A 13,337-nucleotide genomic window follows, 5' to 3' on the forward strand; every position below is an offset into this window, starting at 1 on the left:
GCGCGCCGTGCGCAAGGCGGATCCGGCCTTGTCGGTGCCGTGCGGGACAGTGATCAGTTACCAGCACTGCTACCGGCGGGGGAGGTGAAGAACATGACGAAGAACCAGAAGGCGCTGCTCGCGCTGGGCGCGCTGATCGTCGTCGACCAGCTGCTCGGTGGCGCGATCCGCCGCCAGGCCCGCTCGGCCGGCGTCACCAGCGTGCAGCTCGCGGCACTGACCGCGTGCATCGCGCTGGCGGTGAGCAATGCCTGACCTGGGCCCCTACGCGGCGCCGGCCTCCGGGCAGTGCGCCGGGCACCCGCCGCAGCAGCACCGGGCCACCCGCCGCACCACCGCCTCGCGGGCGCGCCGCATGCGGACGGCACCGACCCCGTTCGCGATACCCGAGACGACGTGGCCGATGTCGCAGACCGCGCGGCAAGGTGGTCGCTCCCTGCAGGTGCTGGCCCCGCTCCGAGTCGACGTCCAGCGGGATTCGGCGTCGGCGTACGTCCTCCCCTGGGCACCCCCGGTGGGTCAGAAACCGATGCCGATCCCGCACGCGGCGGCCACGGCGCTCGGACGGTCCGCGCGGAGTGTGGTGAACAACCGCGCGTCCGCTGCGGCGCCTTCCAGACGACGGTGTTGCGCTGCGGCGAGCAGGTGAGGCCGCAGCCGGGCGGGGACGCGGAAGGCCTCCGTCGTGGCGGAGCGGCCGATGCGTCCCGGGCCGCACGTGACCGACGTCGGCAGGGCCAGTTCGTCGCCGCCGGGGGTGAGGTCCTTCAGTTGCGCGCCGCGCAGACGGTGCGCTGAAGCGCCGGTGATCCAGGCCGCGACAAGTGCCCCGGCCTGGACCGGATGTGCGGCATGGCGGCGGATCCGATCCAACACCACTGCCGGAGGCAGCCCGGCGACGGGTACGTCCCACCCCGGGATCAGGACCCGGCCCTGGGTGCGGGGCAGCGTCTGGCCGCCCAACGTGCGGGCGCCGGGTTCTTTGAAGGCGTCGCGGGCGGCGTCGAGGGTGTCGACGACCCGGTTGTCGAGGCTGCTCAACAGGTTTTCCAGGTCGCGTCCCAAGGCGGGTGCGTGCCGGACCAGGGTCAGGGCGGCACCGGTGGCGGCGTGCAGATCCAGCAGGTAGTGCAGGTTGATGCGCAGGTGAGAACGCAGCACGATCACGTGCTGGACAGCCTCCGCCCACATCCACGCCCGTACCGCGTGCTCCGCCTGCGCCTCCTGGGCCAGTCCCTGCGCCCGCAGGCCGACCACCGAGCGGCCAAGAGCGGTGAGGTGGTCGTGGAGAAGGACCGCGGTGCGGGCCGTGCCCACGGTGGGATGGACGGTGATACGGCCGACCCGGGGCCGATGGGCGGCCAGTGCGGCAGCGGTGAACCGGGCATCGTCGCCACGGTCGAGGACCACCGTCACCGGCGGCAGGGCGCGCCGCTCCGCCTCCGGCAGAACCGTGACAGGGTTCAGCAGCAGGTCGACGGCCAGGAAGCGCGCCGTCATGGCGAGCGGTCCGGCAGGCGACTCGGAGCGGGCACGGGCGTTGTCGTCCACGGCCGTGGGCTCCTCCAGGTCGCCGGCACCGCGCGTGGGAGGAGGGCGGTGGTTCACAGTCGGCTGAACGCCCAACCGAGGACCTCGCGGTCCACCCGCTGCCGGCCGGTGCGCTCCAGACCGAGGCGCACGTGGGCGGTCAGCTGGGCCCAGGCGCGGAAGTTGCCGTGGGTGGCGTGCTGGTCGGCGAAGGCGATGTCGGCCGGGTCGGTGTCGGCCCACACCGGGTGGAACAGCGGGATGACCGAACCGACTTCCTCGGGCGTGAGGCGGGAGAAGTGCTGCCAGATAAAGATGCGCGAGGAGAGCATCGGTTCGCGGCGCAGGACCTGGTGGCAGCCTTCGCCGCCGACGAAGACGATGGCGAGCCGGGTGTAGGGGTCGTCCCAGAGGTAGCGGAAGTACTCGAAGGCCTCGCCGCTGAGCCACTGGGCTTCGTCGACGACGAGGGTGCGGGGTTTGAGGGCGAGGGCTTCGCGCAGCAGGGCGTCGAACTCGCTGGGGCCGCGGGGCGGGGTGCCGGGCAGGTCGAGGGCTGCGAAGAGTTCGTGGCGCACGGCGCGGGGGGTGGGGCGTACGCGAAAGGTGATGCGGCGGATGTCCTCGGTGGGGTCGAGGTCGCGCAGGCAGGTGTTGACGGCGAGGGTCTTGCCGAAGCCGGCGCCGCCGTGGACACACATCATCGCGCGGGCGTTGATCGTGTCGGCGAGGTTGTCGCGGGCAGCGAGCAGGGCGCGGGTGGTGACGACCTGGGCGCCGGGCAGGCTCAGGTACTGGTCGCTCGCCTGGGGTGGCAGGAGTCCGGTCATGGGGTCTGCTTTCCGGTCGGGTCCGTGGCGGGGCGGGTGGTGGTGAGTAGGCCGGGCGGGGTGTTCCAGTGCCCGGGTGGGGCGGTCGGCGGGATCAGGTCGGGCCGGGCGAGGTCGGTCAGGTCGGTGTGAGTGGAGGCGGCCAGTTCGAGACCGGCCTCCGTGGCGGTCAGCCCGCCGATCGCCCGGGGCGCCTCGGGTGCGGTGGCGGCGGCGTGGCGTTCGTTGCGGGCGCGCTGGGCGTGATCCAGGTCCTTGGCGAGCCGTCGTACACGGGCGGCACGGGTGCGGCGCACCGCCGCGATCTGCTCGCGGGTGGCTTCGTCGGCGAGGTGGGCGGTGGCCAGGTGGCGGCCGGTGGCGGGATCGAAGAGTTCGATCTCGTGCCGGTGGTGGGGCATATGGCGCACGCCCACCCGGGTTCCGGCGCGGCCGGTCATCCACGGGGAGACGTAGAAACGGCCCTTGAACTTCACCCCGCGGGTGGTGACCGGGCGGGGCCCGGCCCGATCGTCCTCGAGAGTGAAGGACCACAGATCGGCTGGCGGGATGTCCCGTACCGGCGTGGGGTCCTCCTGCCACGCACCGGCGGGGGTCTTCCCGCGCAGCGGAGCCGGGCGGTGTTCGGTGTTCCACCACGCCACCCAGGTGAGCAGGCCCGCGGTGAACTCCTCGAACGACAGCAGAGCGCTTTGGTCGACCGGCCGGGGCCTGCCTCCCGGGCGGGGCTGGTGGGCGTAGCCGGGCAGCGCGGCCAGGTACATCCGTTCCACCGAGCGGTTCAGCCCCTCCACCGTGCCCTTCAGGTGGGGCGTGTAGGCGGGCAGGGGCTCGACGGTGACGGCCAGCGCGCCGAACGCCGCCGTCACCGTACGGGAGAGGAAATCCTTGCCGCGGTCGATCCGCACCTTCTCCGGCAGGCCACCCACCGGCCCGTAAGGGCCGGTGCGCAGCACCGCCGAACGCAGGGCCACGAGGACCGACTCACGGGAGGGATAGCCCGGTGTGACCGCCACGCCCGCGATCGCGTCCGTCGCGCAGTCGACGAACCAGGTGATCCACGGCCTGCGCTCCTGTCCGTCCACGAGCACGAGAACGGGCGCCTGAACGTGGTCCGTTTCCCACACCTGATTGCGGTGCCCGCGAGGCCGGGTCAGGAACACATCGTGCTTGCGGGCCGCGCGCTCCCCCGCCGTCAGCCCCGCCCGCTCCCCCGCGCTCAGGTCCCGCTGGATCGCCCGGTGCAGGGTCGGCAGCGACGGGGGTGCGGTGGGTGGCTGCTGTCGGGCGGCCCTGGCGGCGAGCTCGCGGTGCACCGCCGCGACATTGCCTTTCCAAAGGGCCAGCAGGTGGCGGACCTCCGGCGTGACGGTGAACCGGGTACTGCTCTGGGCACGGGAGCCGGGTTCACGGGCCGCAGCCGGATCCCGTCCGGCGGCGGCCAGCCACCGCCACACCGTGCGCTCCGTCACCTCCAGGCACTGCGCGACCGTCCGAACCTGCCCCGTCGTCAGGGCGCCCTCCTCCCGCAGCGCCAGCAGGCGGCGCAGTGCCGGACCGCGCAACGCGACCAGGGATGCCTCGGGCAGGACAGCATCGGCCGGCCGGTCAACAGCGACGGTGTCATCGGGGACGGGTACGGGCTCTGGTGGATCGATCACGTTCTCCTGCCTTCCTCGAGTCGTTGGCACCACCGCGCGGTGGCCATCCGGCGTTCCGGTGCCGGGCAGCTGTCGCTGCCGGTTTCATCGCGAGGGCGGGGCCGTCACACCGGTCCGGTGAGGCGGGCGCAGACTCTCTCAAGCAGCGGGCGGTCGACCACCGCGCGGGCCTGGCCGTAGACCTCCGCAGTCAGATGCGAGGTGACCTTCGCCCAGGCGCGGAAGTTGCCGTGCCCGATGTGCTCGTCCACCCACGCCATGTCCACAGATGCCACCTGCCCCCATAGCGGGTGGAACGCCTCCATCACCGGCCCCACCTCCGCCTGGGCCAGACGCGGCACCAGCTCCCAGGTCAGCACCCGTGATGCCAGCGCCGGCACCCTGCGCAGGGCGCGCTCGGCCCCCGCGCCGGCGAAGAGCAGCGCGACGTCCGTGTCCGGGTGGTCCCACAGCTGCCGCAGGAACTCCAGCGCCGGAACAGGCAGACGCTGCGCCTCGTCCAGGACCAGGACCCTGGGCCGGCGCAGCGCGTCCAGGAGCATCAGGTCCGCCGCACCGGTTGCGTGCGGCAGCCGCTTCAACTCCAACGCGTCGGCCAGCACCCGGCGCAGCTCCGGCACCGACGGGTGCACCCCGACATGGACCCTACGGACCCGGACCGGTTCCGGCAGCTGGGACAGGGCGTACTGCAAAGCCACCGTCTTGCCGTGCCCGGCGTCCCCGTACAGGCACGCCACCGCGCCCACCGCCGCAGCGTGCGCGACGCGCTGCACCACCGAAGCGACCGAGGGGGTGACGACGACCTGCGCCCCGGGCACCAGAACCGGGACCTTGGCCAGGCGGGTCTGCTCACGCAAAAACACCTGGCCACCCAGACCCACACCGCTCACCGTACCCAGGCCCAGCTCGCTCAGCGGGTCCGGGCGCAGCGGCTCGGCAAGACCCGGCTCCCGCCCGATGATCAGCACCCGCCCCGCCAGGCGGTCACGGCGCACCACCCGGTGCAACGTACCCAGCGGCGGCACGGCGGTGGCCGAGCCGGCGGCGGCAGCGAGCATGCGGCGCCGCAGTTCCGCGACGTTCCCGCCCGCTTCCGCCAGCAGCGACCATGTCTCGTCCGGCATTGCGTAGCCCTGGCGGGCAAGCTTCCTGTCGACCTCACCGGTCGCTTTCGCGGTCGCCAACCATCGCCACACTGTGCGTACCGACACCCCCACCGTGTCGGCCACCGCCCGCATATGACGTGACGTCAGCTCACCAGCCGCCTGCCGCTCCACCAGACGCCGCACAACCAGCTCACGCGGCAACCCCCTGGCCGCACGCCCACCAACGCCCTGCTCTCCCATACCGGCGATCAAAGCCTGGCACCACCAGCACTGGCATCAAATCTCTCGAACCCCAGACAGCACCACCCACGATGAGATAAGGCCCCACGACAGCGATACAGACCGCTGGCCTCTCGCCCCATGACAGTCAGCCTGTCAGCCAGCCACCCACGCCGAAGCAAGCCCGACCAGCAAAAACCTAGGCCACAGACCTCGAAGCGCTACCGACTATCACCACCACTGACACCAAACCGAGAAATCGCAGCCTGGCGGCCCATCGCCTTCTCGACCTGCGGGAGCTGGCGCAGCTGCGGAAGCCGCAGAGCGGCGTGCAGACGCTCGACCTCGGCGTCGATGCCGCGCTGGCGGCCGGCCCGCTTGAGGACGGCCTTCAGCTGGGTGCGGGTGAGCCGGGCCGCCTGCTCAGGGGTCGGAGCGGCGGCCAGCAGAGTGCGGGCCAGCGGCTCGGCGATACCGCCCTTGAGGGCTTCGATGGCGGCGAGGTAGCCGGGGAAGTACTCCCGCAGGTGGGAGCGGAGCTTGTTGCCGGCCTGATTGCGGTCCCAGACCGCGTCCTGCTGGGCGCGAGCCAGGACCGCGACGGCCTGGACGAGCTCGCTGTCGGCCGGCAGCGACCGGTGGGCGTCGGCGTCGGTGCGCAGGATGTTCGCCAAGACCATCGCGTCGAGGTGGTCGGACTTCTTGCGCGAGACACTGTGCCGCTCGCGGTAGCGGGCGGCGGCCATCGGATTGACGGCGTAGACGGGCCTGCCTGTCGCCCGCAGGCAGGCCACCAGCAGGCCGCGGGAAGTCTCGATCGCCACTGGTATTCGGCCGTCGGGGCCGTCACCGTGCTCGGCCAAGAGGTCGAGCAGCTGCTGCACGCCGGCCGCGTCATCACCGATCCGGGCCCGGCCGAGGAGCTTGCCGTCACCGTCGACCACGGCGACGTCGTGGTGGTCGCTGGCCCAGTCGATCCCGCAGAACACCTTCATGGGCGCCTCTCACGTTCTTCTGTCCGATGTGCATATCCGCTGGTCAAAGCCTGCGCGGAGGCACGCGACTCCCTAATGGAAGGGCTCTGGGCCCGTCATCCGATTGGTCGTTCGTGACCCCAGCTGACCGCAGGGGCCTCGGTCTGTGCAGGAGCTCGAAGGCGTCCCGGCGAAGTGAGAGGTGCACCCTGCGAAGGGCTCGGACCACGAGCATTCGATCACCTGCTCGGTTGCGGTTGTGGAGGCGCCGGACGCCAGGGCCCGCCGATCTCTTGCTGGAGGTCAGGGCCTCAGGTGTCTTGCAGGAGTGGCCCCGACGCCGGGCGCCCCCACAACCGCTCTCTTCGGTGGTGATCGGCCGGCACCCGGAGGCCAGCTCTTGCTGTAGGCGTGCCATGGGCCGCCAGGGCGCGCCTTGTAGCTCTACCGAGTGCCGACTGATCACCACCGAAGAGAGGCCGGTGGCCGCGGTCTACAGTGAGGCCTCGTCGGACCGGGACACGTGTAGCGATCCACCGGCTTCGGTCCCCATTAGGTGTCACCGACTCGGGGGTCGAGATGCAAGAGCTGTCAGGGACTTCACCCCCGGCCCCGGAGAGACGGCACGGGGAGCAGCACCACCAGGCCGGTGGCAGGGGGTGAACGCGGGGCCGGGGCGCAGCACCACACCACACCCAGCCCGATCCGGGCGGGATACCGGCCCGGGACCAGGGCGCAGCACGGCACCACCACCCGGCCCTCCAACAGCCACCTGTTCCGCGGGCGGCCTGCGGCCGCGGTGGGGTGCCGGCCTGGCGGCCGGACCGTGGGTGGCCGGGGGCCGGGGGCCGGGGGCCGGGGCCTGGCGGCCCGGCAGCAGGCGCGGGTGCGGGGCCGGGCCTGCGGCACCGGCCGGGGTGTGGGCGGGTCCGTGGTGGTGGCCTACGGGCCCCCTGGCGGGGGCACAGCAGGTGTGGCCGGGGCCTGGTGGTTGTCGGGGCGCGGCGGGGCGGGCCGGGCGGTGTCGGGCGCGGTGGTTGGCCGGGCCGGGCGGCCTGCGGCCCCCCAGGGGCGACGGCACACCCTGGGGTGCCCTCCCGGGATGTGCCCGGCCGCCGCCTGCTGGAGCTGGTGCTCCGGGGAGCAGCGGCAGGCAGGACGTACTCTCCCCGGGGGCCGGGAGCAGCGTGCCGGGGCGGCCGGCTGGCACCAGGCCCGGAGCAGCAGAGCAGCGCGGCGCAGCGGGGCACGGGTCAAGCGACGGGCGGGGCAGCGACTGATGCGCCCCCTGCAGCGGCCTGCCGGACGACCAGGTCTTCCAGGAACGGGGTGGGCGCGGACCGAGACTGGGCCAAGCCAGCGGCCGAAGCCCAGGCCCGGTCCGGGTCGCCAACGCGGAGAAAACCGCAGGACGGGGAGCAGCGTCAGCGGCTGGACCGGGGCCGGAACCGGCAGCACGGCCCGCCGGCCTCTCTCACCCCGCCCGCCGTTTCCTCCCGACAACAACCCAGACCGCCGACACCCCATCTGGTGCAGGCCCCGCACAAAGCCGGCCCATGAAGCGCCCCGAGGAGGTGCAGCGGCCGGGCCCCGGGGCGACGGGAGTCCTGCGGCGAGAGCGCTTGATGGGGATACACAGCTGCGCGGTTATTCTTTCGAAGGTATTTCATCAAGGGGTTGAGCATCCGCCCATCGCCGGACGAATTCTATCCCGGGATCTGTAAACTGATAACTTTCCAACAATGCCACGTTACCCAAGGCCAATTGCGCGCCTTGGTTTATCTGGACAAGATATCCGTCTTGAATTAGATACATCAGATGGATAAAAGAGCCCGCACCGAGCCTGACGTTAATCTTACGCTCTGGTTCGGGGGCCTCCCTCTGGAGAGTTTCAGCACACAAGGCTATGAGACGCCGCTCAAGATCACCGTATCTACCGTTTATGACGGCAAGGTTAGCCTTATACTGACGCAGAGATTTACGGTCAATCTGATCCGGCCCGCTTCCCTTACGGCGATGACAGGTTGGACAAAGGGCTATCAGATTCTCAAACTGGTGCTCCCTCACAGAAGCCCAATCGTCGATGTGCTCGATATCTACCGGATGCTGGCGACAGGTCGGAATAGCGCAGCGGTGACCTGCTTCAACCAGAACACGACGTTTGAGTTCAGCAGGGATCGCGGGACGTCCATCAGGCATGCGCCGCACCCTACGGCCCCTCGCGGCAGTCCGGCAGCCCCCAGAACCCGGCCCGGCCACAACGAGCGGGCAGGGCCGGGGCCGGGCGGACCGGACGGCGACCACACCGGCACTGCGGCACCGGCCACTGCCGCAGCGGGCTCCGCCGGGGCGCAGCCGGGCAGCGGCGGGGCGCGGCGCGCGGCGCAGCCGGCCCCCACCACCTCCTGGCCCAGCGCGGGCGGCCGCGAAGGGGGTGCCGGCCTGACGGCCGGACCGGGGGCCGACGGGGGCCGGGGCCTGACGGCCGGACCGGGGGTGGCGGGGGCCGGGGCCTGCGGCACCGGGACGGTGGTGGCAGGGCCGTGGCAGGGCCGTGGCAGGACCCGTGGGCGCGGGGCGGCGACGTCCTGGCGGCAGACAGGCAGACGGCGGGCGGGAGCGGGCCCCGGGACGGCGGCCAGGCACAGCTGCCCGACACCGGACACGGCGCAGCAGCGGGCCGGCGGACCGGCCCGGGCGGATGGCCGGCGGCCCGGACGGGGCCGGCGGCCGAGGCCGCCCGACACCGACGGCACGGCGCAGCGGCAACACGGCCGCGAACCGGACACGACCACCACGGCCAGGCGCAGCGGACCGGGGCCGCGGCCGGCGGGCGGGGCCGGCGGCTCCCGGGCGGGGCCGGGCGCGGGGCACCGCGGCCCCCTGTCGCAGGGGACTGTCGCGGCCCGCCCACACACGGGGGAACGGGCCCTGCCCCGCACGTCAGCGGCGCGACAGCACCCCCCAGCGCGACAGGGCACACGACAGTCCACCAACGGGCCCGGCCGCCGGGAGCCAGGCGCAGCAGTCCGGGAACAGCGGGCACCCACCATCGCGGCCACCAAGGCCAGGCGCAGCACACCGGGGCCGGGGCCGGCGGGCGGGCGCGGGGCCGGCTACTCCTGGCGGGCAGCAGCCCGGCCACCACCGCCCCGAGCACCCCGGACCGGCAGCGGCGGGCAGGCGCAGCAGGCGGCGGGCCCGGCAGGACGGCCAGGCACAGCGCACCGGGGCCGGGCCGGGAGCCGGGGCCCGGCAGCGGCGGCCATCCCTGCTCGCGGTACCGGGTGGCGGCTGATCAGCCGAGCGGGAGCAGGCGTTCCAGGTAGTACTCGGACTCGGGGTCGGGCTGGATGAGCAGCGACTGGAGCAGATAGCGCCCGGCGGGGATCGTGACCCGGAGGAGCTCCGGCGGATCGGCGTGGTCGAGCCCGCGGATGTGCTCGCCGTCGTAGCCGGCGTCGGTCAGCACGTATCGGCCGCCGAGCTCGACCGTGACCACGTCCTCCCAGGCGCCGCAGGCCAGCGCCGTATCGACGCCGGAGAGCAGCGAGCGGTCGTCGTCGGCGGACGACCAGCGGGCGAAGACGAGGGCGTACGCGATCCAGGTCACCGGCAGCGGCTCGCCGCCGAGGATCACCACGTCGTGGCCCTCGAAGCGCAGGGCCGTCGCGTACTCGCCGCACGCGTCGTACGCCTCCTCCCCGGTCCACCGGGGCACCAGGTGTTCGGGGAGGAGGGCGTAGCGCGCGAAGTCGGTACGGTCGAGCCAGGTCAGCGCAGCGGTCATCCGGTCATGATGCCAACACAGCCCGCTGCCGGACCGGAGCCGGGAGCCGGGAACGGCGGCCAGGGGGCCGGCGGACGCGGTGACGGTGACAGGAGCCGGGAACGGCGGGCAGCGCCGGGCGGGGCAGCGGCGCGGGGCGGGCAGCGGGGCAGGGCGCAACGCGGGGCGGGGCGGGGCGCAGCCGGGCACCACCACCTCCTGGCCCTCCAGCTCCTCCTGGCCCTCCACGCGCGGGCGGCCTGCGGCCGCGAAGGGGGTGCCGGCCCGGCGGCCGCACCCGGTGGGTGGCCAGGGGCCGGACCGGGGTGGCCGGGGCGCCGGGGCCTGACGGCCCGGCAAGGAGGCCGGCGGCGGGCCCGGGCGCCTGCGGCACCGGGGGCGGTGGCGGGCGGGCCGGTGGCAGGCGGTGGTGGCCTACGGCCCCCCGGGACCGGTACCACCCGACCGACCGGCAACACCGCCCCCGCCGAACCACCCACCATCCCGGCCACCACGGCCAGGCGCAGCGGACCGGGGACCGGGGGCGGGCGCCGGGCCGGCTGCTCCTGGCGGCGGGCAGCGGACTGACCCGTCTCACCGAAGGTTGACCAGTCTCACCGAAGTTTGACCGCTTGCCGGACGGACGGCCCCGACCGAAGTTCGTCAGGCGTCCCCCGCTGACGATTGGCCTCCGGCCAGGTAGGCAGTTCCGTGCGAGACTTCGCCGGTGCTGCTGACCTGGATCGCCGAACTGGCCGACGAACCCCTGGCCCTCGAGCCCGCCGACCGTCCGGTGGAGTGGGAGACCAACACCTGGTACCTGAACGCCGAGGTGGAGGACCGTCAATCCCTCTCCGTCGCTGAGGTGGCCGCCGCCTTCGAACGGACGGCGGCCGCACTCCGGGCCCGGATCCGCGCCACCGGCTACTCCGGCCCGGCCACCTTCTACGTCTGGCACGACGAGGTGGCAGGCCAACTCCGCTGCTCGACCGGGACGGTGGCCCCGGACGACCTCCCCTTCGGCGGCGCGTACGCAGCCACCACGGATCCCGGTCCGGTCATCGTCCCCTTCCTGGCCGACGACAACCCCGGCGTGATCGCCATCACCGACACGGAGGAGCCGTATGGGCCAGCTGAGCCGATCCCGTTCCCAGTCTGGGTCAGCGCCGTCGGCGCCTGACGTGGCCTCAGATCTGAAACCGGCGGTCAACCTTCGGTGAGACGGGTCACGGACCGCCGCGAGGGCGTGTCCCAGCCCTTTCTCAGACCCGGCCCGAAAACGCTCCCACCTGGGGATACGGCCTGAGACAGTCCTAGCGAAACGGACATACCCGGCGTGCTGAGACACCGGTGGGACAGACCTGGGACAACCCCCACCCACGCCGTCCCAGGCAGGCCAGGCCAGGGCGGCGTGGGGCGGCGACCGCACCGGCGCAGCGGCACCCGGCGCCGCCCCGGCGGGACCTGCGGCAGCACCCCGGCCGGAGTCGAGGAACCGGGCGCGAGGGTGGGGCCGGCCCCACCCGGGCGGGGAGCAGCCGGACGGGGGGCACCGCCGCGCCCCTGTCGCGATGGCTGTCGCAGGCCGCCCACACACGGGGGATCCGGGCCTGGCGCCCACGTCACACACCGCGACAGCACCCCCAACGCGACAACCCCCGCGACAGGGCGTCAACAGCCCCGGCACGGCGTCAACAGCCCCGGCACGGCGGCCGGCGCCGGGTGCGGTCAGGCCGGCGAGAGCCGCACCGTCCCGTCCGGCAGCGGCTCGTAGAGGACGTCCCTGATCGCCCCGTCGACCGCCCGGGTCGAGGTGGTGGGCATGTGCTCGCCGTCGAAGACCAGCTCACCACCCGCAGCGCGGCTCAGAGCCACCAGCAGCTCCTGCGCGTGCCAGTCGGGAGCGATCCGGCGCGGGCCGTACACGTCGTCGCCCCGTACCCGCCAGGCGACCCAGCCCCCTCCCGGCCACGGCCCCGACGACGACCAGGCGCAGCCGGGGCGCGCAGCGCCAACCCGGGAGGCGGGTACGGGGCCCGGGGCCTGCCCGGCGCGGTCGCACCGGGCCGGGCCGGGGGCGCAGCACGGGCGGGCCGGACCGGGGCGCAGCGGCGGTGGCGGTGTCGGTGGGTCCGGAAGGCGGGCCGTCTCGGTGGGGCTGTCGCACCCTTCTCGGAGGAGCGCGACAGGTCCGTCGCTGCTAGCGGAGGCTGTCTTCCGGATCCAGGAACAGGGCGCTGCGGCGGAGGCCGGGAAGGGGCGCGGCCCACTCTTCGCGGGTCGCCTGGGCGAGGGAGGTGTAGCCGCGCTCGCGGATGCGGGCTTCGATCGAGTCGGGAGCCCAGTGGGAGCTCCCGCTGGGGAATGTCCAGCGGTACCGGCTGGTCGTGGTGTCCAGTGCGGTGATGTGCCAGCTTCCGCCGGGTACGGGCCAGGGGCGGGCGATGGCCAGCAGCGGGGCGCCCAGGGTCCGGGCCGATTCCAGTGCGGCTCGGACAGCCTCATCAATGATCAAGGTGTCCTCCTGACTCGGCCAGAACTGGGCGGCCACCTGCCCAACGATCCGGGCGGGCCCGGGGTGCCGTCTCTCTCCCCAGGCGGGCCCGGCCGCCCGCCCCGGGAAACAGCACAACGACCAGGACGACGACCAGGCACAGCCGCACCGGGCCGAAAGCGGCGGCCCGGGCGGGGCAGGGTAGGGCAGGGCAGGGCAGGGCGGACGCCGACTCCACCGGCGCAGCGGCACCCGGCCCCACCCCCGTGGGCTTCGACGGGCCCGCCCCGGCCTGGCCGAGAAACCGGGGCCCGGGGGCCCGGGCCGACCGGGCCGGGCACAGCCGGGGCCGGCGAGCAGGACGTGGCGCGGGGCCCGGCGGCGCGGCGGCGGGCGGGCACCACCACCTCCTGGCCCTCCAGCTCCTCCTGGTCCCCAGCGCGGGCGGCCCACGGCCGCGAAGGGGGTGCCGGCCCGGCGGCCGCACCCGGCGGTGGGTGGCCGGGGCGCCGGGCCCCGGTTTCTCGGCCAGGCCGGGGCGGGCCCGGATGCCTGCGGCTGATGAGAACCCGCGAATTTCCCCGCCCCTGCTCTCGGTTCCCCAGCTTGTTGCCACTTGAAGCAAGTGGGGAAGTTCAGTGGGCGGGGCCGCGGGGGCGCCCGTCCGTTGAGCTTTCGGCTCGGCTCGGCCCGCCCCGTCAAGGGCGCCTTGGGCGTCGCCGGGTCGCTTCGCGCAGCGGCCCGACGACGTTGC

The 13,337-nt window shown here is 73.6% G+C and carries 10 protein-coding genes and 1 pseudogene; 2 read left to right on the top strand and 9 right to left on the bottom strand.

All coding sequences use genetic code 11. From position 1 onward, the window contains the following. Positions 1-93: 93 nt before the first annotated feature. The gene (locus tag OH807_RS00090; RefSeq protein ID WP_406192003.1) at positions 94-255 is read left to right on the top strand and encodes a hypothetical protein; all 162 of its coding nucleotides are present in this window, start codon (positions 94-96) and stop codon (positions 253-255) included. Positions 256-519: 264 nt separating this feature from the next. Here the strand turns inward: OH807_RS00090 and OH807_RS00095 are convergent, their stop codons facing one another. The 7 genes and pseudogenes from OH807_RS00095 to OH807_RS00125 form a co-directional block, all read right to left on the bottom strand. After that, positions 520-1,551, bottom strand: a complete 1,032-nt coding sequence (locus tag OH807_RS00095) for a hypothetical protein (RefSeq protein WP_406192006.1) — start codon at positions 1,549-1,551, stop codon at positions 520-522. 53 nt (positions 1,552-1,604) lie between these two features. Beyond that, entirely contained in the window at positions 1,605-2,360 is a 756-nt protein-coding gene (locus tag OH807_RS00100) for an AAA family ATPase (RefSeq protein WP_406192009.1), read from the bottom strand. Next, on the bottom strand, positions 2,357-3,910 hold the full coding sequence (locus tag OH807_RS00105; RefSeq protein ID WP_406210609.1) for a Mu transposase C-terminal domain-containing protein: 1,554 nt from the start codon (positions 3,908-3,910) through the stop codon (positions 2,357-2,359). Before OH807_RS00105 ends, OH807_RS00100 begins: the two co-directional genes overlap by 4 nt. 215 nt (positions 3,911-4,125) lie before the next feature. Next, complete coding sequence (locus OH807_RS00110; protein ID WP_406192012.1) at positions 4,126-5,367, bottom strand: AAA family ATPase; 1,242 nt, start codon at positions 5,365-5,367, stop codon at positions 4,126-4,128. Between the two features lie 245 nt (positions 5,368-5,612). Continuing rightward, positions 5,613-6,341 (bottom strand): annotated as a pseudogene (locus OH807_RS00115) (IS110 family transposase); the annotation flags it as partial. A 1,626-nt stretch (positions 6,342-7,967) separates the two neighbouring features. Beyond that, positions 7,968-8,519, bottom strand: a complete 552-nt coding sequence (locus tag OH807_RS00120; RefSeq protein ID WP_406192015.1) for an HNH endonuclease — start codon at positions 8,517-8,519, stop codon at positions 7,968-7,970. Positions 8,520-9,618: 1,099 nt separating this feature from the next. Further along, positions 9,619-10,110, bottom strand: coding sequence for an Imm21 family immunity protein (locus OH807_RS00125; protein ID WP_406192018.1), 492 nt, complete (start codon positions 10,108-10,110; stop codon positions 9,619-9,621). A 706-nt stretch (positions 10,111-10,816) separates the two neighbouring features. On the opposite strand from OH807_RS00125, the gene OH807_RS00130 reads away from it, so the two are divergent. After that, positions 10,817-11,269: a hypothetical protein gene (locus tag OH807_RS00130; RefSeq protein ID WP_406192021.1), complete on the top strand. Its 453-nt coding sequence runs from the start codon at positions 10,817-10,819 to the stop codon at positions 11,267-11,269. A gap of 548 nt (positions 11,270-11,817) precedes the next feature. Here OH807_RS00130 and OH807_RS00135 read toward each other — a convergent pair. After that, positions 11,818-12,015 carry a pRL2-19 gene (locus tag OH807_RS00135; protein WP_406192024.1) on the bottom strand — a complete coding sequence of 66 codons (198 nt, stop codon included), beginning with the start codon at positions 12,013-12,015 and terminating at the stop codon, positions 11,818-11,820. 274 nt (positions 12,016-12,289) lie between these two features. Further along, positions 12,290-12,604, bottom strand: coding sequence for a hypothetical protein (locus OH807_RS00140; protein WP_406192028.1), 315 nt, complete (start codon positions 12,602-12,604; stop codon positions 12,290-12,292). Positions 12,605-13,337: the final 733 nt, after the last annotated feature.

This window comes from Kitasatospora sp. NBC_01560, assembly GCF_045208415.1.
In the GTDB taxonomy this organism is placed as follows: Bacteria; Actinomycetota; Actinomycetes; order Streptomycetales; family Streptomycetaceae; genus Kitasatospora.